The 25,432-nt window shown below is 40.7% G+C and carries 23 protein-coding genes; all 23 read right to left on the bottom strand.

Annotated elements, in window-relative coordinates; genetic code table 11:
- Window positions 1-167: 167 nt before the first annotated feature.
- Window positions 168-950, bottom strand: a complete 783-nt coding sequence (locus tag A2536_05185; GenBank protein ID OGF46281.1) for a hypothetical protein — start codon at window positions 948-950, stop codon at window positions 168-170.
- A gap of 66 nt (window positions 951-1,016) precedes the next feature.
- Window positions 1,017-1,634: a hypothetical protein gene (locus A2536_05180; protein OGF46280.1), complete on the bottom strand. Its 618-nt coding sequence runs from the start codon at window positions 1,632-1,634 to the stop codon at window positions 1,017-1,019.
- A complete protein-coding gene (locus A2536_05175) occupies window positions 1,625-2,347 on the bottom strand; it encodes a 16S rRNA (cytidine(1402)-2'-O)-methyltransferase (protein ID OGF46279.1) in 723 nt (240 codons plus the stop codon). The genes A2536_05180 and A2536_05175 overlap by 10 nt, the downstream gene beginning before the upstream one ends.
- A complete protein-coding gene (locus A2536_05170; protein ID OGF46278.1) occupies window positions 2,347-2,850 on the bottom strand; it encodes a hypothetical protein in 504 nt (167 codons plus the stop codon). The genes A2536_05175 and A2536_05170 overlap by 1 nt, the downstream gene beginning before the upstream one ends.
- Window positions 2,847-5,297: a DNA gyrase subunit A gene (locus A2536_05165; GenBank protein ID OGF46282.1), complete on the bottom strand. Its 2,451-nt coding sequence runs from the start codon at window positions 5,295-5,297 to the stop codon at window positions 2,847-2,849. Before A2536_05165 ends, A2536_05170 begins: the two co-directional genes overlap by 4 nt.
- Window positions 5,298-5,583: 286 nt before the next feature.
- Window positions 5,584-6,129, bottom strand: a complete 546-nt coding sequence (locus A2536_05160; GenBank protein ID OGF46277.1) for a hypothetical protein — start codon at window positions 6,127-6,129, stop codon at window positions 5,584-5,586.
- A gap of 23 nt (window positions 6,130-6,152) precedes the next feature.
- Window positions 6,153-7,124, bottom strand: coding sequence for a hypothetical protein (locus A2536_05155; protein OGF46276.1), 972 nt, complete (start codon window positions 7,122-7,124; stop codon window positions 6,153-6,155).
- Between the two features lies 1 nt (window position 7,125).
- Complete coding sequence (locus A2536_05150) at window positions 7,126-7,530, bottom strand: hypothetical protein (GenBank protein ID OGF46275.1); 405 nt, start codon at window positions 7,528-7,530, stop codon at window positions 7,126-7,128.
- A 154-nt stretch (window positions 7,531-7,684) separates the two neighbouring features.
- Window positions 7,685-8,539, bottom strand: a complete 855-nt coding sequence (locus A2536_05145; GenBank protein OGF46274.1) for a DNA damage-inducible protein D — start codon at window positions 8,537-8,539, stop codon at window positions 7,685-7,687.
- A gap of 313 nt (window positions 8,540-8,852) precedes the next feature.
- A complete protein-coding gene (locus A2536_05140; GenBank protein ID OGF46273.1) occupies window positions 8,853-11,117 on the bottom strand; it encodes a hypothetical protein in 2,265 nt (754 codons plus the stop codon).
- A gap of 85 nt (window positions 11,118-11,202) precedes the next feature.
- Window positions 11,203-12,516: a hypothetical protein gene (locus A2536_05135; protein OGF46272.1), complete on the bottom strand. Its 1,314-nt coding sequence runs from the start codon at window positions 12,514-12,516 to the stop codon at window positions 11,203-11,205.
- Window positions 12,501-13,031 (bottom strand): hypothetical protein, encoded by a 531-nt coding sequence (locus A2536_05130; GenBank protein OGF46271.1) that lies wholly within the window; start codon window positions 13,029-13,031, stop codon window positions 12,501-12,503. The genes A2536_05135 and A2536_05130 overlap by 16 nt, the downstream gene beginning before the upstream one ends.
- Window positions 13,032-13,271: 240 nt before the next feature.
- Window positions 13,272-14,066 carry a hypothetical protein gene (locus A2536_05125; protein ID OGF46270.1) on the bottom strand — a complete coding sequence of 265 codons (795 nt, stop codon included), beginning with the start codon at window positions 14,064-14,066 and terminating at the stop codon, window positions 13,272-13,274.
- Window positions 14,050-15,480 (bottom strand): glycine dehydrogenase (aminomethyl-transferring), encoded by a 1,431-nt coding sequence (locus A2536_05120; GenBank protein ID OGF46269.1) that lies wholly within the window; start codon window positions 15,478-15,480, stop codon window positions 14,050-14,052. Before A2536_05120 ends, A2536_05125 begins: the two co-directional genes overlap by 17 nt.
- Window positions 15,480-16,826 carry a glycine dehydrogenase (aminomethyl-transferring) gene (locus A2536_05115; GenBank protein OGF46268.1) on the bottom strand — a complete coding sequence of 449 codons (1,347 nt, stop codon included), beginning with the start codon at window positions 16,824-16,826 and terminating at the stop codon, window positions 15,480-15,482. Before A2536_05115 ends, A2536_05120 begins: the two co-directional genes overlap by 1 nt.
- Window positions 16,826-17,215 carry a glycine cleavage system protein H gene (locus tag A2536_05110; protein OGF46267.1) on the bottom strand — a complete coding sequence of 130 codons (390 nt, stop codon included), beginning with the start codon at window positions 17,213-17,215 and terminating at the stop codon, window positions 16,826-16,828. The genes A2536_05115 and A2536_05110 overlap by 1 nt, the downstream gene beginning before the upstream one ends.
- Before the next feature lie 137 nt (window positions 17,216-17,352).
- The gene (locus A2536_05105) at window positions 17,353-17,730 is read right to left on the bottom strand and encodes a hypothetical protein (protein OGF46266.1); all 378 of its coding nucleotides are present in this window, start codon (window positions 17,728-17,730) and stop codon (window positions 17,353-17,355) included.
- Window positions 17,731-17,960: 230 nt separating this feature from the next.
- Complete coding sequence (locus A2536_05100) at window positions 17,961-18,533, bottom strand: orotate phosphoribosyltransferase (GenBank protein OGF46265.1); 573 nt, start codon at window positions 18,531-18,533, stop codon at window positions 17,961-17,963.
- 319 nt (window positions 18,534-18,852) lie between these two features.
- Window positions 18,853-20,070 (bottom strand): hypothetical protein, encoded by a 1,218-nt coding sequence (locus A2536_05095; GenBank protein OGF46264.1) that lies wholly within the window; start codon window positions 20,068-20,070, stop codon window positions 18,853-18,855.
- Window positions 20,071-20,079: 9 nt separating this feature from the next.
- A complete protein-coding gene (locus tag A2536_05090; protein OGF46263.1) occupies window positions 20,080-22,170 on the bottom strand; it encodes a polyribonucleotide nucleotidyltransferase in 2,091 nt (696 codons plus the stop codon).
- A gap of 271 nt (window positions 22,171-22,441) precedes the next feature.
- Window positions 22,442-22,708, bottom strand: coding sequence for a 30S ribosomal protein S15 (locus A2536_05085; protein OGF46262.1), 267 nt, complete (start codon window positions 22,706-22,708; stop codon window positions 22,442-22,444).
- Window positions 22,709-22,795: 87 nt separating this feature from the next.
- Complete coding sequence (locus A2536_05080) at window positions 22,796-24,268, bottom strand: IMP dehydrogenase (GenBank protein ID OGF46261.1); 1,473 nt, start codon at window positions 24,266-24,268, stop codon at window positions 22,796-22,798.
- 142 nt (window positions 24,269-24,410) lie between these two features.
- Entirely contained in the window at window positions 24,411-25,265 is an 855-nt protein-coding gene (locus A2536_05075; GenBank protein ID OGF46260.1) for a hypothetical protein, read from the bottom strand.
- Window positions 25,266-25,432 lie beyond the last annotated feature (167 nt).

Here is a 25,432-nt window from a genome sequence, read left to right as displayed (position 1 = left end):
ACCAGTGCGATACATGGCTTGCTCCTTTGGAGTGAATATGCCATATTATATCATGTTAGTAATTTAATTGCGACACAGTCTGAATTACTAAATCCTAAACAAAATCGTTGTGCTAATATTAAATATCTTCCTTTTTAGTGCTTAGTGCTTTGATCTTAGTAATTGTTTTATTTTTGGCATTTCGGGCAATATTCGCTTCCCCTGCCGCCTATTTTAAGGGTTGTCAGCTTGTGTCCAAGCGGACAAAAACCTTTTTTCTTCCCGTGCACGGCAAAATGCACCGTATACTCTCCTGTAATATTCCCGTTCATACCTTTTTTTATTTTTTTCACGGCATCTTTTAGAGTAGTAATAACTGCATTATAAAGCACCTTTTGTTCTTTGTCATCCAACTCCCCCGCAAGGCGCTGCGGTCTTATTTTGGCATTAAAACAAATCTCATCAGCATATGAACTCCCAATACCCGTCACTTTTTCCTGATCTACAAGTATTTCCTTTAAAGTGGTTTTTGCTTTTTCAGATAAGAGTGCTTTGAAAAAACCGGAAGTAAAGGCTTTGGAGATAGGATCAACGGCATGCTCGCCTTCCGTATGGAGGCGTAGTTTTAGCCATTGGGTGTGATCCTTAAAAACCAGTATTTTTTTATCAAAGAAATGAAATGCCGCTACCGCATATTCCGGAATTTTTTCGCCCTCATTAATATAATATAACTCTCCATGAAGCATCAGATGAAGGAGTAACGTTTTTCCGTCATCAAAGGTAAACAACAGCTGTTTACCAAAGCGTTTCACCGACTTTATTATTTTCCGCTCGGCAAAAGCAATGAATTCCAGCCGCTTTAAGGGCATTATCGGCTTATCTTTGAAAACCTCCACTTTCTTTATCTTTTTCCCCGCCGTATATTTAGTGAGGTTCTCCGCAAACACTTCTAAATCAGGTAATTCCGGCATGCTTACTCCTTGTGGGAAAAGTCAGTTTTGATTATACTGCCTGCTTTTACCAGCTTTGCCCTTTTTTCATCTTACCATGGTCTCTACAAATTTCCAGGATTCATTTAAAAAATTAAGAAAATTAAACTGTTTGGAGATCAACGCAATAATTCCCGCAAGAATCAATAAGTTAAAAAGAAAGATAATCATAAAGGAAAAAACAACTCCCGATTCTTTAAGATCCGTCTGTTTTTGCTTCAAAGAATATAAAGTCAGCGCCAGGTGAAAGCTGTAGGAGAGCCCTATCAAAAAGACAATAAAATCAATGTATTTTTGATCAACAATTGCATAGATAAGAACAGCTATCACCGTATAAAATGGAAAAAAATATGGAGCAAGAACCACAAAGAAATTTGATTTATCCATGGTAACGCTGCCGCCCTCATGTGATACATTAAGAGCTTTCACCTTGCCTCCAAAAAGCGCGGCCCAGAAAGCATGTGTCAGCTCATGCGCCATAACATGCATAAATACAGGCCGGTAAAGTATAAAATGAAGAAGAAGATAAGCAATAAAACCCGAAAGAAAAACGACTTCCCCATGCTGAATTTCCTTAAAATAGGAAAAGTTTTTTATAAAACCAAGAGTAAGGAAAATATTAACAGGAATCAGAAAAAGAGCAATTATAAACTTAGCTATTCGCATTCGTCATTTCCTTCATTTTCTTCAATCCCGGTTTTATTCTGCTCAAAGGGTTTTACCACAACACAAAATTCGCCCAATATTTTCTTTGCTGTAAAATAATTGATGACTTCCGTGGACGACCCGCGAACGGTCTCTTCAAATTTTTTAGTAAGTTCCCGGTTAACGCAGACGAAAACTTCACCCATCACGGTTCTTACATCTTCGAGGGCTTTAACTATCCTGTGAGGAGATTCATAAAAGACAATAACTTTATCCTCATGCTTACAAGCTTCAAGCTCTTTTCTTCTTTTAGACGGTTTTTTCTTAAGAAAGCCCAGAAAAATGTACCTGTCTGCCTGCAGTCCTGATACGGAAAGCGCCGAAACCACAGCAGAAGGACCGGGCACAGCTACAACCTTTATGCCGTTTTTCGAAGCTTCGTCTACAAGCGCTGAACCCGCATCAGAAATACAAGGTGTGCCGGCATCAGAAACTACTGCTATATTTTTACCGGCAAGAAGCTGTGTTACAAGATAATTCCCTTTTGAAAGTTTATTATGCTCGTAATAACTTGTAAGCGGCTTTTCGATATTATAATGCTTAAGAAGTATTCCGGTTGTTCTGGTATCTTCTGCGGCTATGAGGTCAACTTCTTTTAAAATCCTTACTGCACGGAAGGTGATATCTTCCAGGTTGCCTATCGGTGTACCGACTATATACAGCGTACCGCTCACTATTTCACCTGCAGGAGCGACTCCACTCGGAACTTATTGATCTTGTATTTCTCTTCATCTGATTTTAATTTTACGCATTTTTGATAGGCATTGAGGGCCTTTTGAAGGTATTCTGTCTCCGGATCTTTTACTGCTTCAGCAGTTACATCTTTCGCAGTTTTGCTCTTTAAGAATTTCTTCTTAATAATAAATCCGATATTTTCATACGTAATACCCAGATTGTTCCAGGCAGTATGATTATTTTCATCTTCTTTCACGGCTTTTTCAAGCCATTCGAGGGCGGCGTCCCATTTGCTTTCTTTCACATAGACAAAACCGATATTATTGCAGGCCCAGGCTTTTGGTATTTTTTCAGTTTCCCCGCAAAGCGACAAGGCTTTTTTATACCACTTTATCGCATCTTCGCTAGTTTCAGCTTCATGCCCCTTTGCAAAAGCATCACCTCTTTCACCTGCCATAACAAAGACTGCAGATATGAACATCAATGCAAGTATTTTTTTCATTTCAGTTCTCCCTGAGCTGAAGCCTCGTCATCATCTTTTGCCGCCAACTTTGCAACGTTGGCAACTTTATCGGTTGCCTCTAATTTTATAAGTCTGACACCTGAAGTAGAGCGTCCGGTAGTCCTTATAGCTTTTACTTTTGTACGGATCACTTGACCGGAAGCGGTAATCACCATAACTTCATCATCATCGTTTACTTCACGAATACCGACAACCTTCCCCGTCTTGGGATTAGCTTTAAGGTTAGTTAATCCTTTCCCTCCCCGGCCCTGAGCCCTGTACTGATTGAGCTTCGTACGTTTCCCATAACCATTCTCCGTAACCGTAAGGAGATCTGCTTTTTCTGTCACCACTTCCATTCCGACCACAATATCAACTTTACCGAGTTTTATACCTTTAACACCTATACCGGCTCTCCCGATTTCCCTTACATCCTCTTCTTTAAACCGGATGGCAAAACCGTTTTGTGTAGCAAGAATTATGTCCTGATTTTTGCTTGCTACCTTTACGCCGATGAGTTCATCCCCGTCACGAAGACGAAGCGCAATAATCCCCGCGGATCTAGGATTTCCAAATTCACTCATCATTGTTTTCTTTATCATACCCTGCCTGGTAGCCATGTGAAGGAATACATCTTTCTTAAATTCCTTAGTGGAAAGAGCCGCAGTTACCGTCTCCTGACCCTCTATTTTTATAAGATTAATTATCGCTTTGCCTTTAGAATATCTGCCGGCCTCCGGTATTTCGTAAACTTTAAGCCAGTAACACTTACCGCGATTGGTAAAGAACATGAGGAAGTCCTTGGTTGTTGTTACAAACAAATCTTCGACAAAATCCTCCTCTTTGGTCTCCATACCCGTAATACCTTTACCCCCGCGCTTTTGCGCCTTGTAACTGGTTACCGGAATTCTTTTTATATAGCCGGCATGAGAAAGGGTTACGACAACATCTTCTTCCTTTATCAGATCCTCGACATTAATATCTTCGAACTTGCCTATAATCTCAGACCTTCTCGGATTATTATATTTTACTTTTATCGCGAGAAGCTCTTCCTTTATCAGATCCATAACCTTCTGTGGATCGGCAAGAATATCTTTTAACCTGTTTATGGTCTTCGTTAGTTCTTTATATTCGTCTTCAATTTTATTTCTTTCTATGTTTGTGATCTGATGAAGCCGCATATCAAGTATCGCCTGGGCTTGTATTAAGGATAAACGGAAGTTCTTAATCAGCGCATTCCTGGCTGTTTCAGTATCTTTACTGTCTCTGATAGTCCTTACAATAGCATTCAATTCCTTGAGCGCAATCATCAACCCTTCAAGAATATGCTGCCTTTTCTCTGCTTTATCGAGTTCGAACTTAGTCCTTCTAACAACCACTACTTTTCTGTATTCTATGAACTGTACCAATACGCCTTTCAGATTAAGTATTTGAGGCTGCTGGTCCACCAGAGCAAGCATAATTACACCAAAAGAGGTCTTCATGGCTGTATGCTTAATAAGGTTATTTAATATTATCTGGGAGTTTTCTTCACGTTTGATCTCAATAACGATACGCATACCGTCTTTGTCGGACTCATCTCTTACATCGGAAATTCCTTCAATCTTTTTGTCACGTACAAGGTTGGCAATGTTTTCTATAAGGGTTGATTTATTGACCTGAAAGGGAATTTCATAAACAATTATTTTTTCTTTGCCTTTTTTATCCGTCTCTATTCTGGTCTTGGCTTGAATAGTTATCGAACCCCTTCCGGTCGTATAGGCACTCTTAATACCGTCCCGGCCTAAGATAAAACCGCCGGTCGGAAAGTCAGGGCCTTTGACCGCCGTCATAAGTTTTTCTACCGTAGTCTCGGGATTATCTATTATCATAACCGCACCGTCAATAACTTCTCCGAGATTATGAGGAGGAATATTCGTAGCCATACCCACAGCGATACCGGCGCAGCCGTTTATCAATAAGTTAGGAATTTTTGCGGGAAGTACGACAGGCTCTTCGCGGGACTGGTCATAATTCGGAATAAAATCAACCGTATTTTTTTCGATATCGGCAAGCATCTCTTCCGAAATGGCTGCAAGACGGATTTCAGTGTAACGCATGGCGGCCGCGGGATCTCCGTCAACACTACCGAAGTTACCCTGGCCGTCTAAGAGGGGATATCTTAAAGTAAAGTCCTGCGCAATTCTGACCATCGTCTCATAAACCGCAGTATCTCCGTGAGGATGATAGTTACCGAGAACTTCACCGACGATCTTTGCGGATTTTCTGTAAGGTTTGTTATGGTGCAGACCCATCTCGTTCATAGCATGAAGAATTCTGCGCTGTACGGGCTTTAGTCCGTCACGGACATCGGGTAAAGCTCTCCCCACTATAACACTCATGGCGTAAGAAATATAGGATGCTTTTATTTCTTCTTCAATGTATATAGGTACTATCTTTTCTTTGATATCCGGAAGGCCCTGCTGAACCGGAGCATGCTTATTCGGAGCTTTCCCTTCTTCCAATAATTCTGCCTGAGCCTCTTTTGGAGTCTCTTTATTTGTTTTCTTTGCTATCCGTTTTGGTTTATTCTGTTTCTTCTTAGCCAATGTTCCCCCTAAAAAAAAGAAAAAGCCCGCTCAAACGCGGCTGATTTAATGTACCTTATTTTAGCAGAAAAGCCTGTAATAATCAAGACTTTCGGAGAACATGACAGCTTAAACACCTCTATTTTATAAGGGAGTTTAAGCAGATTTAATATTTTACGGGAAAAGACATCGGTATTTTTGTGATAGTCACACGTTTTTTATTATCTTGAAAGCCAATCTCTTTTTCCACAGCCTGTTTAAAATCAGAGATAAGTTTATCGCTGACTTTTTCATCAACCATAATGTTGAGAGTAATGTAAGAAACACTAAATTGTTCTTCCTTTAAACCGGCTGCAATATCTGCCGCAAGGGTAACACTTGCTTTTTTTGAGCCGAAACTTTTCATAGCGATATTATTAATTTTATCTTTAATTTGTTTTTCATAAGACGCCTTAAAAACTAACATTTTAGATAAACCTGAATCAGCCTGTATCGTAGTTATGCTTTGCTTTGGGTTTTCTCTTGAAAGTTTTTTATCTGCATTTTTCTCATTGTTTATTAAAGCACTGATTCTTTCTAGGTCTTTTTTAGATTCACTAACTAATTTCTCGCTTTCACGAATTTTATTAGGAGTAACAACTTTTTGGATATAATAACCTGCACATAATACAATTATTCCAATAACAATCAAAAACCACCTTATCATTTTCATTTTATTCTCCATTTAATCTAAATTTATTTTACCTGCCAAGAACTATCCAGCAGTTCCTTATTAAAACCTTCCGGCACTACGCCCTCTGAAGCATAGATATATATTGCTCCGTTAAATATTTTATTCAGGACTGTATAAACTAAACCCGCAGCAATTGCCCATGCAATTGGAAGCATAAATATTATTATTGAAATTATTTTATTTGGAATAAAGCTGGATACTCCATTTGAGGATAATGAAGCAGTGAATGATATCACGAAATAAATTACTGTGGCGGCAAGCATGAGAAAGGCCGGCAGACAAACAAAAACATCCTTAACAATCTCGAAAATTATATATCCGCTTGTTGTTTCTCCCCATGTTCTTTTAATGAGCTCAGCTGATCTTTTAACAGAATCAATTATACCAATGTCTTCATTAACAAGCACCGGAATAACAAAATATGTTCCGATAGCCCAGGCCAAACCGCCGAGAAAGCTTATAGCCCTTCCTATCCATCTGCCAATAAACGGAAGTTTTTCCGCGTAGGCTTCAATGGTCATAAGTACGGTAAGGACAATTGAACTGACAATAGCCCACTGGAATATTTTGCCCTTTAACGCCCAAGTTTTCTTAAATGAAGCAGAAATACTTGTTTTATTCTCTCTCAAAATATCAATAACGCAGGATAAAAAAGTAGCATTGATGTAAATAGACAGCCAAGAAATCCCCAGAGACAAAAGGAATAACATAGAAAAATTCTTCCAACCTATGCTTTGAAAGAACTGAAATATTGAAATATGTGACGAAACCTGAGTACCGACAAGCGGCTTAAGTAAATGATTGGAATAAATACTGTACAACAAAGGAGCAACTCCGGCAACAAACAGAATAAAAGCCCCTGCTGTCAAAAGCGGAAAAACAATCAACTTTTTATTCTCACGCAGTATCTTCCAGCTCACTTTAAAAAGCTCCCATCCTTTTCTGATCTTTTCCCTCAGTTTCATTTTAGCCATATCACTTACCCTCCTTAATTGATCTTAATTTTTCTATTATTGTGTTTAAATCTATATTACTTTCAGCTGCTTCTCTTATAACGCTTTCACAAATGTCTTTTGTTTTGTTATCTACAGATTCTTTGCTCATTTTTTTTGTAGGAGGCTCCGCAAAAACACTTCCACCTCCCTTATTGCTCACAATCACTCCTCTTTCAGCCAGTTCTTTATAAGCTTTTGCCACCGTATTTGGATTGATATTTAATATTTTAGCCAGCTCTCTGACCGGAGGTAACCTGTCGCTTGAGGTAAGTTCGCCGGCAACGACCTGGCTAATAATTTTCTCTACTATTTGCTGATAGACAGGAGCACTGCCAAAACCAAGCTTTATCGAGATATTTATGTTCTTATAATCTTTCGCTATCATTTGTACTAGTATTATAGTACAAACAGAGGGATTTGTCAAGAGTAAAGAATATCTAAAGGAAAACTTTACTGATTAAGAATTTCAGGAAAGGACGCAGAGGTGGATAACCCGATCAGAGTTATCGTGAAAAAACTCAAGAAATCGGATTTTTCATTTATTTTTCTTTTCTGTTGTTAAGCTTTTTTGGTTTTCCAACTATTCCTTTGTTTTCTGATTTAATACGCCTTTCCAATTTTTGAATATCTGCTTCCGGCGGAAGTTCTTCCGGCTTTATCCCGCTTTTCCCAAGCAGCTGCCTGACATCTCTGTTGTTTTTTACATGTTCTCCGGAAATAGCCGTTTCACCCTGAAGATTATTCTTTTTTGTATTAAAACTTGTTATCTCGGCGGCAAGGTCTTTTGCTTTGATTGTGATTGTCGGCAAGAAATCAGCTAAAGGCCTTTTTTCAGGTATCCCCAGTTTCTTTTTCATTTGCAAAGTATTATAACCGCCAAATAATGCCTGGTCGCCTTTACTTCTAAGACGGGCAAAGCCCTGTCCGTCGACCCCTCTTTCATAAGCAACACCAGAAAGGTCGTGTTCCGTTCCGGCTAATTTCTCCCTGGCACTTATCCTTTCATTTAAAGCAATCCGCTCTTCAAGAAGTTCCTGTTTTCTCGTCTGAATAGCAAAATAGCTCTGAGCAAACGCTATTTTTTCTTTCCTCGGATCTCCGTTTTGCGCTATAAGATAACACGCATATCGTGTAAGCATTATATCTTCTATTCCACGCTCAGAATCAGATCCAAGCTTGACCATTTTGTTGACGTCAACAAAATGGTCAGCGATTTTCTGCTTCGAATTATAGCAAGCTTCCTTTGCTTTCTCTATGACAACCACAAAATTACGCCATTCAGAATACTCAAGTAATACCTGCAAATCCCTTGCCATCCAATATTCAACCCCATCCTGAAAAAATGCAGACCCTTCAAATGTCTTGTTTAATTCAACAATTATCTCTTTCTTCATTCACCTTCCCCCTTGTCATCCCGTCCCTATTGCGAGATGTAGTGATTTTTTGTTTTGTCATTCCAGCCTCAGCCTGTCCGCCGAAGCTTCAGCGCAGGAGGAAGCCGGAATCTTTTTCTACCCGCCAATCTTTTTGGAGGGCAGTGTCCTTCTTATTTAATAATTTCTTTTAAAACTTTCCTGTATCTTTTTTTTCACCCAATACACTATTACTTTAATATTTTACCACAAAAGAATTTTCAAAAACAGTAAGATTTCAGTCTAAAAGATATATGTCACAATATGAACAGATAGAAACAGAATTATCGGAGTTTTACTTCACCTCAAATTGTCCAAGGAGTTTTTTAAATCGGGGGTCTTCTATCAGGTTCTTGAAACTTTCGTCGTTTTCGATGAGGGTTTTATCTTTAAAACCAAGCTCGACGGCTTTTTGGAGGGACTGAATGGCTTTATCTTTTTCTTTTATTCCGGAATAAAAGCAGGCGATATTGTAGAATACTTCGGTATTGTCGGGAGAAAGTTCCACTGCTTTCAGGTGGGCGTTTAAAGCCGGTTCAACTTCATTATTATGAGCGTAAGCTCTTCCAAGATTACTCCAGAGAGTGCCGTTGTATTGTTCGAGACTTATAGCGGCCCTAAAATAATAGATAGCCTTAGACTGTTCTTTCATTCTATCGTAAACAATACCGAGGTAATTATACGCCTTGGAGGATCTTTGATCCCGGGAAAGAGCTTTTTCAAGTTCATTATTTTTCAGATAAACAGAACCGAGACCGACACATGCATCAGCGGATGAAGTATTCATCTCGGCAGCTTTCTGATACGAGGCTGCGGCCTTATCAAGCAGGCCTTCTTTTTCGTACGCAGCTCCAAGGAGAAGATTTACCTCATAAGCATACAGAGATTCTGCCCCGGATTGGGATAACACATACGCCGACTTCTCATATTCCCCCTCTCCGTAATGCAGAACAGCCAGGTTTATCCTCGCCTTTTCATTAGTGTTATTAACAGTAAGCGCTTTTTCATACATATCTTTTGCTTTTGCAGATTCTTTTTTCTTGTAATAAGAAAGTCCCAGGTTATTATAGGCGTCACCGAAAAGAGTATCATTCTTTATTGCTTCCTGATACGCAAGTATAGCGCTGTCATAATCACACGATTGAAAAGCCCGGAGTCCCTCGGAAAAACTACGGTAGGCTTTTATATTGACTGAAGAAGTAGATTTCTCGTTAGAGCTTTTTGCCAGCGGGACTTTAAGCGCACCGGAAAGTTTTAAAGCAAGTTCATCCTGAAGTTCAAATATTTTCTCCGGAGTGCCTGTAACCATAACCGAACCGGCAACTGAGGATTTACTTCCTGACACTAAACCTATTAATCGCAGATTGCCGCCTTCTTTTTGATAACTCCCCCCGATCGTAAAATACGGTTCTCCTGAGGATTTTAAAGCGCTCAACGAATTTATCTTTATTGTTTTAACTCTGGAGAACTTATTTGAGAGTACTTCTGTAATTCCCGCCGATAACCAGTCAAAGCTCTCATCTCCCGTAAGGTTCTGAAAATTCCGGACCACCAGATTCAGAAGTTCTACGCGGGTATCAGCCTCTTGCCCTTTGGAACCAAAAACAAATTCTATTCTTTTAGGAGAGATACGTTTTAAGGTGTCGGAATACAGGAATTCATTCACTTGAATCAGCGAACCAAAGGAGAGATAAGCCTCAACAGAGTTATCCTTTCTGATGGTATCCAGTCTCGAAACCTTGCTTAAAGCAATACCTGTGGAATCGGTAAACACAAGCCTTTCTATCTCCCCCCGCCCCTCTATAAACCCGTAATTTACAGGAAAGCCTGATACCGGCAGGATATTTTTTCCCGGATTTTCAAACATTACTCTTGTTTTTAAAGGTTGTTTTAAACCTTCCTTTACAGTTCCATCGACAGGGTCATTTACTTTAATAATTGACAACCGGCGATAAAGATTTATAGCCTGGTTAAGTATTTTCTCCTGAAGTTTTTCAGTATCATCGGATTTTTCAAGTATCTCCATAGCAAAAGAATAGCTCTGGAACGACTCAGCCGCCTTACCGCTGTTTTCCTGCGTCAAACCCTGAATAAAGGTATCTTTAGCTCTTGACAGCTGAAGAGCATTCTCTTCCGCAATATCCTTCCTTGCTTTCTCCATCTCTTTGTTTGAATAATACATAAGGACAAAAGCCTGAAAAGTTCCCTTAGTCTTGTCCTCTTCGTAGTACATATCCTGAATATGTGTGTTTTCTATTTTACCTTTTGCGGTCGTTTCAATATCTGCTTTGAACTCTGACGATAGTGAATTCATAATAAGCTGATTATGCGCTTTGACCCTGACCCCGATGCCCTGGGCCACACGCGCTAATGCATCATTTATTGCTTCTTTCCTGGCGAGCGCCAGGGTCTTTTTCGCAGGGCTCATACCGACAAAATAACTCCCGGCAGGTGAACTCTCCGCGCCCGTTATCCACGACGGCTTCTGCTGCGCGGACCTTTCGGTAACCGTAGCACAGCCGGCAAGAAATATTAATACGAGGCATAAATATCTACTCATTATATATCTTCCCTCCGCCTAGGCGGATTTCGCAAAGGATTTATTGTTTGATATTCATACCTTTGCTCAACTTATTTTTTTTACTTCATTTACTGTCTTTGCTGTTCTTGCTATTCTTAATTATTACCACTTCTACTCTTCTATTTTTTGCTTTTCCTTCCTCGGTGTCATTCGATGCAATGGGATATTGAGGACCACAGCCGATTCCTTCAAATATATCCGGTTTTATTTTTGCTTCTATCGTAAAATAGTCAATAACACTATTGGCCCTTTTCTTTGAAAGCTCATTATTATATGTTTCTGTTCCTACATTATCCGTATGTCCCTTTACTCGGACCGTACATTCACTGCCGTCAGAGAGGATAGAAAGTATCATTTTTCCTATACTGTCAAGACTAAGCCGGTGTTTTTGCTCCAATATCCAGCTGTCAGTCGGGAAAGAAACAGCTTCCTCGCTTGCGGTAACAATGGATTCCACAGCCACCACCTCTTTCTTTACCCCCACGCCTACTATCTTATTCAACTTTTCAACTTCCTTTTTTATTTCTTCACTTTTGGAAATATTACTACTGACTATTATTGTTTCAACCCGGTTATTCATCAACCTCTTTTCCGGGTCAGAGTTATTTGCCGCAGGATTTTTACTTCCCGCACCCCTAGCCACAAACCTTTCTTCCGCCAGACCTTCTTTTTGCACATAGAAATCAACAACATTTCTCGCTCTTGCTTCAGAGATTCTGATATTTTGTTCTTCTGCGCCCTGATCATCCGTATAACCTACAACCTCTACTTTATTTTCATTTATTTTTTTTATAGTAGCAGCGATCTCTTTAAGATTCTCTTTGCCCACTTCGCTAAAGTAGGTTTCTTCCCTGCTGGAAAACCCGAGAGATTGCGCGTTAGCAGAGATAATAATCTTCTCCACTTCTATGCCTTCTTGTATTTCTATACCTTTGATATTTGCAAGTTCGGCTTTGACCGCCTTATACTCTTCTAATTTTATTTGAGCGGATTTAACAGGCTGGTTTTCTGCAAGCTTAGGCAAAGGAAAGGAAACAAATTGTTTTTCGGTTTTTGCAAGCTCTTTATTTGCGTAACCATTAAGCACACCGGAAACTATAAGAGAAACCACACCTGCCGCCATAAGAAAATTACCGGTCCCGCCATTATTCTCTTTATTATTCGCCCCGACAAAGCTAAGACCGATCACGCCCAGCCCTAAAATATTAAAGTTACCGGAGTCCCTGGAATACGCAAGCCCCTGCGAATCCTTTTTAACCTCTTTTTTTGCAGGTTCTTCAGAGTAAAGCCCGGCACAGATAAAAACAAATACTAAAAATACCGCGAGAAACTTCTTCAAGTAAACATTTTTATGTCTGCAGACTAGAATCTCAGGCACATTAATAACCCCAGATAGCCTCTTTTTATATCATAGAGGCCGTTTTCATTTTTAATAAATGAACCATCATAAAATCCGTCTTTGACAGAATAATGCGGTTGACTATACATATCAACAGGCACACCAAAAAACTTAAACTCTATACTTTTATTAACGATAATACTGCCTGAAACTATTAAACCCATGTGACCATTAAAGGAAGCATCAGAAAAATAACCTATACTCCCTTTTAAACCCAGCTCCTCAGCTACATCAACAAACAAGCCGGCCTCAAGAGCCAGAACAGGGAAATAAACATTCAAGCCAATATAGCTTAAGGTAAGAACCGCAATACTGTTCACCTGGTATTCATAATAGACATGCAGTACCGGGACAGTAAAAGTGTAATCAGAAACAATGTAATTATCAGTCGTGAGACCGAAACCAAAGCCAAAATGATCATCTGCGGATAGCTTTAAGGAAAAGAACATTAATACTACAAGTAAACTGAGTATAAATCGAACAGTTTTGAGCATTGACACCCTTTGATTTCCCATATCATAATTATAACAAGATATCGGAAATTGTCAAGGCAAAACCCGAAACGGGTTTTACGAGGCATGGAGGTGCGGATGCTCAGATGCGCGGCAAGAACTATAAAAAGTCTTAAATGAGAGTTGAGCGAAGTCTAAATATTTAACAATAAACCTTCGCAAAATCTTGTTCTTCACCCGCCTCTGGAGGGCTCCGAGGCGAAAGTACGGCAGGAGACGAAGCTATATTAGAGAGTACTTTTTTATAAGCTCTTTAGACATTCTAGTTTCATCAGGGGTTAATTCATCTTCTGTCAGTGTCACAGCGTAGGTTTTTTCAAATTCACCGGTTAAACGCATGGCGACTTCATGCTTTTCAAGGTTTTTTCCGGTTATTTCATCCAGGCTGGTTACATTTCCTCTGAACTCCTGCTTTGCTTTTTCAATATTGCAGTCTAATTTTAGGACAGAGAACATTGCATCCAGCTCGTCAAGATTTAAAAGTATAGACCCGTGCTGTAAAAAAAGATTTTTACTTCTTCTTTGCGCGCTTCCTGCCAGTTTTTTTCCTTTTTTCACAACATCATATTTAGAAGGCCTGGCAAAACAGTAAAAATCCTTTGCCCTCGGTCTTGACGTTCCACGATAATTTACTTCAGCCCCGCATTTCCATATTCCGTTAATTATAAAATCTTCCAAATGCCGGTAAGATTCATCAACATTTAACGGGACAAGAGGATTTGGCAGGGTTGTGGTTATGGAATAAGTAATCTCACCATGATGGTAAATAGCGCCGCCTCCGGTAATTCTTCTGGTTATATCTATTCCACGGGCTTTGCAGAGGGCAATGTTTAAGATATTTTCTTTTTCCTGAAAATAGCCGAGAGAAATACAGGCGGGTTCCCAAAAATATATTCGAAGTGTACCGGCATACCCCGATTTTTCACTTAAACTAAAAAGAGCTTCGTCTATTGCCATATTTTCCGGCCCGGAAAGAGCGCCGGAAATAATTAACCGCCACTTAGCGTTTTTTTTCATATTTCAAGACAGGATTTCTTGCCGCAGTAACTTCATCAAGACGCTTTACGGGAGTATCGAGGGGTGCATTTTTTACCGTCTCAGGAGTTTCCTGTATTTCCTGTTTTATCCTGATAAGTGTCTCTACAAAAAGGTCAAGTGTTTCTTTGTCTTCCGTTTCTGTCGGCTCTATCATAAAGGCCTCATCCACAATAAGCGGAAAGTAAATTGTCGGCGGATGATACCCGTAATCTAAAAGCCGCTTTGCAATATCCAGAGCTCTTATTCCGCTTTCTTTAAATGTATTAATAGAAAGTACAAATTCATGTTTGCAAATCCTGTCATACGGCAGGTTATAATGTTTTTTAAGAAGCTCTTTCATGTAATTGGCGTTTAGTACTGCCATCTCGCTTACTTTACGGATTCCTTCACAGCCGATCATCCTGAGATAGGCATAAGCCCGGAGCATTACCGCGAAATTCCCATAGAAAGCTTTAACTTTGCCGATAGATTTTGGCAGATTACTGTCCAAAGAATATGTTTCGCCGTTCTTCCTGACCACAGGCACCGGCAGGAAATCCGCTAAAAAAGCTTTAACACCCACAGGTCCTGAGCCCGGACCGCCGCCGCCATGAGGGGTCGCAAAAGTCTTATGGAGATTAAAATGCATGATATCAACCCCAAAATCTCCGGGACGGGTAACTCCCATTATTGCGTTAAAATTAGCCCCGTCCATATACATAAGAGCACCGGAGGCATGGACCAGCTTTGCTATCTCTTCAATATTCTTTTCAAATAATCCGAGCGTATTCGGATTGGTTACCATAAATACGGCCGTGTCTTCATTTAAGTGTGCTTTTAGATCTTCCATATCCATATTACCGTCTTTGGATCTGACCGTAACAACATGATAACCCGCAATATGAGCGCTTGACGGGTTAGTCCCGTGCGAGGTGTCCGGCACAATTACCCTGGTCGGAGTTCTCCCTTTGCTGTTATGGTAAGCCCTGGCAATTAAAAGACCCGTAAATTCCCCGTGCGCTCCGGCAGCCGGCTGCAAAGTAACCGCATCCATACCGGAAACTTCTTTTAACATATCTTCGAGCTCATACATTACTTTCAAAGCGCCCTGAACATCCTCTTCACTTTGAAGCGGGTGAAGTTTCGCAAAACCGGGCAGCGCGGCTATATCTTCATTTACCTTGGGATTGTATTTCATAGTACAGGACCCAAGCGGATAGAAATTACCGTCCACCCCGATATTCCTCTTTGAAAGGTTTGTATAATGCCGGACAATCTGCAATTCCGATACTTCCGGCAAATTTGTCAGGTTACGGCGCAGGTACTTCTCCGGAATACCGGTTTGACATTTTGCGCATTCAGGCAAAGTGTACGCTTTACGGCCATCTTTTGTCTTTTCGAATATGAGTTCCATTATTTAACCCTGCTCAGGACTTCTGCCAGCTGTTCTATCTCTTCTTTTGTCCTTTTTTCCGTAACACAGACTAAAAGGTTGTTTTTCAACTCCGGATAATATTTACCAAGATCCAGAAGATTTAATATCTTATTAAAAAGCAGGGCTTTATTAACTGCTTCAGCGCTTTGGTTAGTTTCTATTACAAATTCCTTAAAAAAAGGCGCAGAAAATTTCAGCCTAAAATTTGGATTTTTCGTAATAAGACCGGCTGCATAATGCGCATTTGAAGCACAACTTTTTGCTACTTCCCTTATTCCTTCGCGGCCCATCCACGCAAGGTATATGGTTGCCGAGGTGGCACAAAGCGCTTCGTTGGAGCATATATTTGAAGTGGCTTTTTCACGTCTGATATGCTGTTCTCTGGTCTGGAGCGTCAGTGTAAACGCCCTTTTCCCGCCTTTATCCGTCGTTTCACCTATTATTCTGCCCGGCAATCTTCTGACAAATTCTTTTTTAGCGGCAAAAAAGCCAAGCAGTGGTCCGCCAAAATTCATATCATTTCCCAACCCCTGTCCTTCTCCCACGACTATATCCGCGTTGTAATCTCCGGGAGGAACGACAAGACCAAAAGACACCGGGTCTACAGAAACAATAAACAAAGCCCCTATGGCATGGGTAAGTTTTTCTATTTCGAAAACATCTTCCAGACAACCGAAGAAATTCGGCTGCTGCACAAGGACGCACGCAGTTTCCTCCGTACACATTTCTTTCAGGATATTAAGATCGGCAACACCGTCAAAAAGAGGAACCGTTTCCACGGTTATCCCTGAATTTTTTGTATAAGTTCTTATCACTTCTATCGTTTCCGGAGAAAGTGCACCCGCAATTAAAACTTTCTTCCTGCCATTTGTGTTAAAAGCCATTAGCGCCGCTTCCGCAAGAGCCGTAGCTCCGTCATACATGGAAGCATTGCTGACATCCATTTTTGTAAGTTCACAGATCATAGTCTGGTATTCAAAATAAATCTGAAGTAATCCCTGGGAGATCTCTGCCTGGTAAGGGGTATAGGAAGTATAGAACTCAGACCTGCCGGCAAGATGTTTTACCACAGAGGGAATATAATGATCATATATTCCGCCGCCAAGAAAATTCACATACTCGTCTGCATTTTTATTTTTTAACGAGAGCAGAGATAACTCTTTTCTTAATTCTGATTCTGACACCTTTTTGGGAAGCTTTATTTGGCCTTTATATCTTATTGCTTCCGGAATATCCGAAAACAGTTTTTCAAGAGAAGACACACCCGACACTTCCAGCATCCGTCTTATATCTTCATCGGTATGCGGCAGGTAAGGAATATTCATTAATGATGACCTTCAGATTCAATGTACTTTTGATAGTCAGAGCTATTCATAAGTTTTTCCAATTCAGCAGGGTTTGAAAGTTCTACTTTTACCATCCAACCTTCAGCGTAAGGGCTTTTTGATACTGCTTCCGGAGAAGAGTTTATCACTTCGTTTACCGCAGTTACTTTACCTGAAGCAGGCGCAATTAATTCAAACACTGCCTTAACTGATTCAAGAGAACCAAAAGGAGAACCGGCTCTAAGCTCCTGCCCTATCTTTGGGAGTTCTACATATACAATATCCTTAACCTGATCCACAGCGTACTGCGAGACACCAAAAACAGCTGAGTTTCCCTCTGCTTTAACATATTCATGGCTCTTTGTATATTTTAACTCTTCAGGAAACATACGAACCCTCCATTATGAGGTTTTACTGATTTTATCAAATCCGGGACAAAGTAAAAGGGGAACAAAATAGAATACTATTCCGTTCCCTTTTTATTAAATTCTTTAAAACATTAACAGCAAAATATTGTTTTACCAATCTAGGATTTTTTACCATCAAGGATATCTTCAACCATTTTGAAAAATCTTGTCAAGTCAAAGGGTTTTTCAAGAAACCCGTCAACTTCGTAATTTTTATCAGCTAAAAATACATTTTTTGCATCAGCTTTCGCAGTCTGAACAAGGATAAACATTTTTTTTGTTTTAGGATCCTTTTTCAATTCCTGATGTACGGCAAACCCATCCATCTTTGGCATCATTATATCCAGAATTACCATATCAGGATTTTCCTGCTTTGCCTTTTTGAGTGTTTCTTCTCCATCAAAAGCAAAAGAAACAGTATGCCCTTTTTTCTTTAAGGCCTCACCAATTATGTAGGAAATATCTACTTCATCTTCCGCAATCAGTATTTTAGCCAAAATAACCTCTTGTTCGTAATTATATATCAGTATTTTACACCATGTATATCTTTAGCGCAAGTTAAATAATAATATTTTTACTGTAATACCTCAGTTTTTCTACAGCTGCGCTTCCTTCTTCCGCCTAGGCGGATTTCGCAAAGGATTAATGGTTGGATATCTATACCTTTGCTCAACTTCCCTTACTTCTTTTCCTTCTCTTTCTTCACTTCCTGTCCTTGCTGTACTTACTATTTCTTGCTTCCCCGTTTTGTCAAAGGAATACCTTTCTGACAAAGCGGACATTTTTCCGACTGATAGTTCTCTACTTTCAGGGTCAACAAAGCTTCTTTCCTTACTCCAAAATCAATCTTGCCTCCACTTCTATCGGCAAGAAGTCCGACACCCGTAATCTCTCCGCCAAACGGTTTCAAAGCTTCAATAACTTCCATAACGGAACCGCCCGTTGTTATAATATCTTCAACAATAAGCACTTTTTCTCCGGGATTTATTTTAAAACCCCTTCTTAAAGTCATCTTACCTTCTTCTCTTTCCGTAAATATACCTCTAACCCCGAGGCACTTCGCAACCTCATAGGCCAGTATAACTCCGCCTGTAACCGGACCCACGACAACATTTATATTATCATTTTTAAACCTCTCGGCAATATCTCTGCAAAGGATCTCGGTATACTTTGGCCACTGCAAAACCTGAAATTTCTCCAGGTACTGTCCCGAATGCAGCCCGCTGGTCAATTTAAAATGCCCTTCAAGTAAAGCTCCTGACTTTTTGAAAATCTCTAAAACCTGTTCATTTGACAGCATATAGCCTCCATCTTTCTAATTCTTCTCTATACATATTAGCATAGGGCTTTAATATAATACACCTGAAATAATAACGCTTTCCCTGTGACTTTCGCTGATGAAGAGTTTTGTATTTTATAAAACACAGACGCTGGATCCCGTATCCTGGTACGGGATGACAGAATAATTGCATTATTCGGTCATCCGCCTAGGTGGATTTCGCGAAGAATTATGGTCTTATATTTAGACTTCGCTCAACTTTTTACTTTTATCGACTATTATATACTTCATTGATTTTAGACTTTACAAACATTAAAAACCTTACAAACTTTATAAACTGTTATGACGGACCGACTGTAAGGAGTTTCATCCGTTGTTTCACAAACAGTTTTTCCGCAAACCCCATCAAATCTTCTTTTTTGACCTTTTCTATCTCTTCCATTATGCCGTCCAGGTCCAAGAACTTGTCGTTGTAGTATTCCTGTTTTAATAACCGGCTCATTCTGTTTACGGAGCTTTCAAGACTTAGAATATAGCCGCTCTTTACCTGCTGCTTAACTCTTTCCAGTTCTTTATCTGTGATATTCAACTTTATTTTATCCAGTTCGGCGCTTATTACTTTTATAAGTTCGGGAAGCTTTTCCTTATCTGTGGCGGCATAGACAAAAAATACTCCGCTGTCCGTGTGGGATTCGGTCAAAGAACTGATAGCATAGCAAAGACCTCTTTTTTCTCTCACTTCCTGAAAAAGGTGGGAGCTCATAGAACCGCCGAGAATCTCGTTCATCACCAGAAGTTTATATCTGTCCTCGTGCTTAAAAGCAAGTCCTTCGGTCCCGAGACAAATATGCACCTGCTCAAGTTTTCTTTCGATGTTCTCGGCCTCAAATACAAAACCGGGAGGTTCAAGTTCAGGCAAAAATCCGCCTTTCTGCCAGCCGCAAAAATATTTTTCAACCAAAGCGTAAAATTCATCCTGTTTAATATTCCCCGAGGCAGCCATAATTGTATTTTGAGGGGCAAAGAATTTATGATAATACGCCGTAGTATTTTTTTGATCAAAGGAGTTAACCGTGTTTTCAAAGCCCAGGATAGGTTTACCCAGAGAATGCCCGCCGTAAATACCTTTTAAAAACGCATCAAAAGTAAATTCATCGGGAGTGTCCAGATACATTTTTATTTCTTCCAGTACAACACCTTTTTCTCTTATAATTTCTTTATCAAGGAAATCAGGTTTTAAAAGCATTTCTGAGAGGAGTTTCATCACTTCGGGAAGTTTATCATCCACCATCTTGACATAAAAGCAGGTATACTCTTTGGCTGTAAAAGCATCAATTGAGGCGCCCAGCATATCAAACCCTTCGGCGATCTGAAAAGCAGAGAGCTGCTCATTTCCTTTAAACAACATATGTTCAAGAAAATGGGAAATCCCCTCCAAGCCCGGAGTTTCAAAGCGAGAACCCGACTTTACGAGGATACCAAAAGAAACCGACCTGACATGCGCCATCTCTTCAGACAACACAGTCAGGCCGTTTTTAAATGTTTTTTGTGAATGCATTAACTTCGTTTATTTACCTTGTTCCGTCATCAAGGCCTTTTTCGAAAGTTTAATCTTGCCGGTCTTTTCGTCGATGCCAATAACCTTAACAGTCATCGTATCGCCTTCTCTGCAGACGTCTTCCACTCTCTTCACCCTGTTAATATCGAGTTCGGAAATATGAACTAAACCGTCCTGACCGGGGAAGATCTCAACAAACGCGCCGAACTCGGCAACTTTCTTTACTTTGCCGGTGTACGTCGCGCCCATCTCAGCTTCTCTGGCTATCTCTTTAATCCTGTTAACCGCAGCTTCAAGCGCCGCGCTATCTGCGGAAGCAATATGCACTGTTCCGTCATCATCAATATTTATACTCGCTCCGGTTTCTTCGACGATCTTCTTGATCATCTTGCCGGACGGTCCGATGATTATCTTAATCTTGTCCTGGTGAACCTTGATAGTCACAATTCTCGGCGCAAAAGTGGAGAGTTCTGCTCTCGGAGCACTTATCGCGGCCGTTATTTTATCAAGAATAAGCATTCTTGCTTCTTTCGCCTGGCTCAGGGTCTTCTCTATTATCTCATCCGAGATACCTTCGACTTTCATGTCGAGCTGTATCGCAGTGATACCTTTTGCAGTTCCGGCAACTTTGAAATCCATATCGCCAAAATGATCTTCAATACCCGCTATATCGGTGATTGTTACCCAGCCGTTTGTTTCCTTAATGAGCCCGATGGAGATACCCGCAACCGGGGAGATTATCGGTACACCGGCATCCATAAGCGACAGAGTTGCGCCGCAGACGGAAGCCATGGAGGATGAACCGTTGGATTCGATAATATCGGAAACCAGATTGATAACATATGGGAACTTTTCCTGGCTCGGGATCACCGGGGCAATTGCTTTTTCGGCAAGCGCGCCGTGACCTACTTCACGTCTTCCGACACCGCGGATTGGTTTGGCTTCACCGGTCGCGAACGGAGGAAAATTATAATGAAGCATGTATTTCTTTTCTGCTTCACCGGAAAGATCATCCAGATACTGAATGTCATCCTTGGTACCGAGCGTGGTAACAACAAGCGCCTGGGTCTGACCTCTTGTAAAGATGGCCGAACCATGGGTGCGGGGAAGGTATCCGACTTCACAGGTGATAGGACGGATATCCGTCATGCCCCTGCCGTCGGGCCTTACTTTGTTACCGAGTATTTCCTTGCGGAGATTTTCGGACTCCAGAGTATCCAGGTAGCCGTTGATCTCGTTCTTTGCTTCAGGGAATTTTAAGAGAAGGGCTGCTTTCACTTCTTCTCTTATTTTTTTAACCGCTGCCGCTCTCTGTTTTTTGTCCCCGCTTTTTTCCACGGAGGCAAGTTTTTCACCGGCTAATTCCTTAACCTGCTTTTCCAGATCAGCGGTTACCGTTCTGTATGTAAAAGTTTTATTTGGTTTTACCACTTTTGACACCATCTCTTCCTGCATCGCAATTATCTCATCCGCGGTCTTTCTGCCGAACTTGACAGCTTCAAGCACTTCTGCTTCGGTCACTTCTTTACTGCCGCACTCGATCATGATAACACCGGCTTTCATATAAACAACCAGGAGTTCCATCGAGCTGCTCTTTAAGTCGGTCATCGTAGGGAAAATAACCATATTACCGGCAATCTTGCCTATTTTGACGGGAGCTACGGGTCCGTGATAAGGAATGTTCGCATTAAGTGTAGCTGTGGATGAACCGATAAGCGCGAGCACATCGGCTTCGTTCTCGGTATCATAAGAAAGAACGGTATTTATAATCTGAACTTCATTTAACAGGTTAGAGGGAAATAAAGGCCTCATGGATCTGTCTGTGATCCTGGCGTTAAGCGTTTCTAACTCCCTGGGTCTTCCTTCTCTTTTGAAGAAACCGCCGGGAATTTTACCTGCTGCGTAAAACCTTTCTCTGTACTCCACCGTAAGAGGAAAATAATCCAACCCTTCCCTTACCGTATCCGACGAACATACCGTCGAAAGCACCAACGTATCTCCATACCTCACGGTACACGAACCTTCCGCCAATTTGGCGATCTTACCCGTAGTGATAGTGAGCTCTCTGCCCGCTATCGTCTTCTTTACTGATATTTCCATTTTGCTGTCCTTAGTTTTTGAACATCTCATTGCACAAAAACATATTTGTTCCAGGAGTTACTTCACGCCCCAATGGCGCTTTCACTTGTAACTTCCGTGTTTCCTATATTTTTTCAATCAGGAATATTAATTTGAAAAAGATTCCACATCCGCCAGTAATATTGGGCGGATCTTTTGAAGAGATTACAAAGCTTTTGGATTCCACTGATCTGCACTAAATCCTAATCAGCTCTCGTGAAATATTTTTTATACTTTCCTATACTTTAAAAAATTACTTGCGGAGTTCTAAACTCTCGATGACTTTTTTGTACTTCTCGAAATCCGTTCTCTTGATATAGTCAAGAAGGCTTCTTCTTTTTCCCACAAGTATCAAAAGGCCCCTTCTGCTGCTGTGGTCTTTTTTGTGGATCTTCAGATGCTCCGTCAGATAATTTATCCTGCCGGTGAGCAATGCCACCTGAACCTCTGAAGAGCCGGTGTCCTTCTCGTGCTTCCTGTACTTACTTATCAAACCTGTTTTCACTTCTTTGTTCAACATCTTATGTTTCCTCCTTTGTTCGCGCGGCAACCAGTGAATCCCTTAACGGGATAAACCAGTATCCTCCGCGTAAGAGCGGCCTCTCCCTTACAACCAGTAGTTGGGCGGCTCGCTGGTAATTGTAATATTATGCGGGTGATTTTCCTGCAAACCTGCGGATGTTATCCTGATGAATTTTGCTTTTGCCTGAAGCTCCTTGATCGAACCGGTACCGCAGTAGCCCATACCGCTTCTTAATCCTCCGATCAATTGAAGAACACTATTGGAGATAGATCCCCTGTAGGGAACTCTGCCTTCAACACCTTCCGGAACCAGTTTTTGATTTTCCACGTTATCCTGAAAATATCTGTCTTTACTGCCTTTTTTCATAGCCGCAAGAGAACCCATCCCGTGATACATTTTAAATCTCCGGCCTTCCAGGAAGACCGTTTCCCCCGGGGCTTCATCCGTACCTGCAAAAAGATTACCGATCATAACACTTGAAGCTCCTGCTGCCAGTGCTTTTGGAATATCTCCGGAATACTTTATACCGCCGTCGGCTATTACAGGAACTTTGTATTTTTTTGCAATCTCACTGCATTCATAAACCGCAGTTATTTGAGGAACGCCTATTCCGGCGATTACTCTGGTAGTACATATAGAACCTGGACCCATCCCAACCTTTATTCCGTCAACCCCCAGTTTGCAAAGGTCTTTTGCCGCTTCCGCGGTCGCAACATTTCCTGCGATAATATCCATACCGGGATATTTCTTCCTGAGTTTTTTCACCATTTCCATTACATTTTTGGAATGCCCGTGAGCCGAATCAATAGACAGCACATCCACATCTGCTTTTACCAGCGCTTCCGCTCTTTCTTCCGCTTCCTTGCCTACACCAATTGCAGCTCCGACACGGAGCCTGCCAAACTCATCTTTACAGGAGTGCGGATATTCAAGACGCTTTTCAATATCTCTTATTGTAACAAGTCCCTTTAAATGCCCGGTTTTGTCTACTACGGGAAGCTTTTCAACTTTATTTTTATTTAGTATCTCCAGAGCTTTAACCAGCGAAACGCCTTCCTGCGCGGTCACAAGATTATTTTTCGTCATATAATCGCCGACCGTGCCTTCCATTTTTTTAATGAACTTCAAATCTCTTCTAGTTAAAATACCGACAAGTTTTCCGTTGACAGTGCCGTCCAGGGTTACAGGAAATCCGGAGATGCCCTTGAACTTCATAATATCCGAAGCTTCTTTAATTGATCTGTCCGGAGAAAGCGTAACCGGATGCGTGATGATACCGCTCATAAATCTTTTTACCCGGTCCACCTGTTCTGCCTGTTCTTTCCAGCTGAGATTCTTATGAATTATCCCTATACCGCCTTCCTGCGCAATAGCTATAGCAAGCCGGCCTTCCGTCACCGTATCCATGGCGGCTGAAATCAGAGGAATGTTGAGTTTGATATTTTTTGTAAGATAAGTTGAAACATCCACTTCCGAATGCAACAGTTCCGACTTTGCCGGAACCAATAATACGTCATCGAAGGTTAGTCCTATTTTTTCAAATTTGTTTTTTGCCATATTCTCTTCTCTCCATTTCCGTCTAGGCGGATTTCGCAAAGGATTATTGGTTAGATATTTATACCTTTGCTCAACTCCCCTTCTGTTACTGCACTTACTGTCCCTGCTTCACTTACTTTATTTGCTTTGTTTGCTGTACTTCCTACAGTTGGCTTCTTGTATATTTAGCAAACAGTTCGACTTTCTTTTTGGTTTCCATTGAAGTGAAATCCTCCATGGAAAGCCATTTATCATAACCAAATTTTCTTAAAGCAATAATAGTTTTTTTAACATTTACACTGCCTTCCCACACAGCACACGACCCTGCTTCCCATATAACCGAACCATCAAGTTTCACTTCCTTAACAGTCCATCTGCCGTTTTTCAGATGCACATGGACCAGATAATCCTTAAGAAGGTCCAATTGTATTTCTATATTTTCATATCCCTCATACACCATGTTTCCCGGGTCCAAGATAACCCCGACATATTTCGGATCGAACTGAGATACAACACGGTGCATAAGACCGACTGAAGGCACAATAGTCGACATATGCGTTTCTATTAAAGCTTTGGCCTTGTATTTTTTCACCAGTTTTTCAACTTTCGCCATATTTCTTACTAAACTATTATATTTATCAGTGTAGTTATCTTTTTCCGCTCCAAAAGAAGCAGTAGAGCCTCCCACCCGAAACTGTGTCGTACCAAGTGTTTGAAGATTCTTACACACTTCCTCTATACCTTCAAAATCATCAGCATTCAGATAGGTGCCTAAAGAGCATATCTCCAGTTTGTATTTATTACAGGTCTTTCTTATCTCTTTGGCTTTCTCTGTAAGATTCTTTACACCTATATCACACTTATGATTTCCCCAAAATGAAAAGGGTTTTGTTTTTTGCTCTGCCGTTAAATCTCTTACTCTAAGTTCTATACCCTCATAGCCATTTTGACTGAGCAGTTTACACTGTTCTTCAAAATCATACTCAGGAAGGCAAGCCGTAAAAACCGCTAATTTCATATTTTCATCCTTTTCTAAAAACGATTCCACAGATTGCAAAAATACGAGATTCCACTGATACAAACACAAATTCAAACTCAATACTGTCCTTTGTTAAAATATTTTCCTAAAATGCTTTATTTTTCAGCATTTTGTAGAAAAGTTTGTTAAAATACCTCTTAGAATGG

The organism is Candidatus Firestonebacteria bacterium RIFOXYD2_FULL_39_29, assembly GCA_001778375.1.
Classification (GTDB): Bacteria; Oederibacteriota; D2-FULL-39-29; order D2-FULL-39-29; family D2-FULL-39-29; genus D2-FULL-39-29.
The sequence above is the reverse complement of the archived record's forward strand: the minus strand, read 5'-3'. Positions and strand labels throughout refer to the sequence as shown.

Excerpts from the sequence above, each read along its gene's own strand:
- A2536_05185 (OGF46281.1), bottom strand. The coding sequence starts at position 950 with ATGCCGGAATTACCTGATTTAGAAGTGTTTGCGGAGAACCTCACTAAA.
- A2536_05145 (OGF46274.1), bottom strand. The coding sequence starts at position 8,539 with ATGAAGAAAGAGATAATTGTTGAATTAAACAAGACATTTGAAGGGTCT.
- A2536_05120 (OGF46269.1), bottom strand. The coding sequence starts at position 15,480 with ATGGAACTCATATTCGAAAAGACAAAAGATGGCCGTAAAGCGTACACT.
- A2536_05170 (OGF46278.1), bottom strand. The coding sequence starts at position 2,850 with ATGAAAAAAATACTTGCATTGATGTTCATATCTGCAGTCTTTGTTATG.
- A2536_05090 (OGF46263.1), bottom strand. The coding sequence starts at position 22,170 with ATGGAAATATCAGTAAAGAAGACGATAGCGGGCAGAGAGCTCACTATC.
- A2536_05115 (OGF46268.1), bottom strand. The coding sequence starts at position 16,826 with ATGAATATTCCTTACCTGCCGCATACCGATGAAGATATAAGACGGATG.
- A2536_05075 (OGF46260.1), bottom strand. The coding sequence starts at position 25,265 with ATGAAATTAGCGGTTTTTACGGCTTGCCTTCCTGAGTATGATTTTGAA.
- A2536_05110 (OGF46267.1), bottom strand. The coding sequence starts at position 17,215 with ATGTTTCCTGAAGAGTTAAAATATACAAAGAGCCATGAATATGTTAAA.
- A2536_05100 (OGF46265.1), bottom strand. The coding sequence starts at position 18,533 with ATGCTGTCAAATGAACAGGTTTTAGAGATTTTCAAAAAGTCAGGAGCT.
- A2536_05150 (OGF46275.1), bottom strand. The coding sequence starts at position 7,530 with ATGATAGCGAAAGATTATAAGAACATAAATATCTCGATAAAGCTTGGT.
- A2536_05085 (OGF46262.1), bottom strand. The coding sequence starts at position 22,708 with ATGTTGAACAAAGAAGTGAAAACAGGTTTGATAAGTAAGTACAGGAAG.
- A2536_05125 (OGF46270.1), bottom strand. The coding sequence starts at position 14,066 with ATGAAAAAAAACGCTAAGTGGCGGTTAATTATTTCCGGCGCTCTTTCC.
- A2536_05140 (OGF46273.1), bottom strand. The coding sequence starts at position 11,117 with ATGAGTAGATATTTATGCCTCGTATTAATATTTCTTGCCGGCTGTGCT.
- A2536_05080 (OGF46261.1), bottom strand. The coding sequence starts at position 24,268 with ATGGCAAAAAACAAATTTGAAAAAATAGGACTAACCTTCGATGACGTA.
- A2536_05155 (OGF46276.1), bottom strand. The coding sequence starts at position 7,124 with ATGGCTAAAATGAAACTGAGGGAAAAGATCAGAAAAGGATGGGAGCTT.
- A2536_05160 (OGF46277.1), bottom strand. The coding sequence starts at position 6,129 with ATGAAAATGATAAGGTGGTTTTTGATTGTTATTGGAATAATTGTATTA.
- A2536_05095 (OGF46264.1), bottom strand. The coding sequence starts at position 20,070 with ATGCATTCACAAAAAACATTTAAAAACGGCCTGACTGTGTTGTCTGAA.
- A2536_05180 (OGF46280.1), bottom strand. The coding sequence starts at position 1,634 with ATGCGAATAGCTAAGTTTATAATTGCTCTTTTTCTGATTCCTGTTAAT.
- A2536_05130 (OGF46271.1), bottom strand. The coding sequence starts at position 13,031 with ATGCTCAAAACTGTTCGATTTATACTCAGTTTACTTGTAGTATTAATG.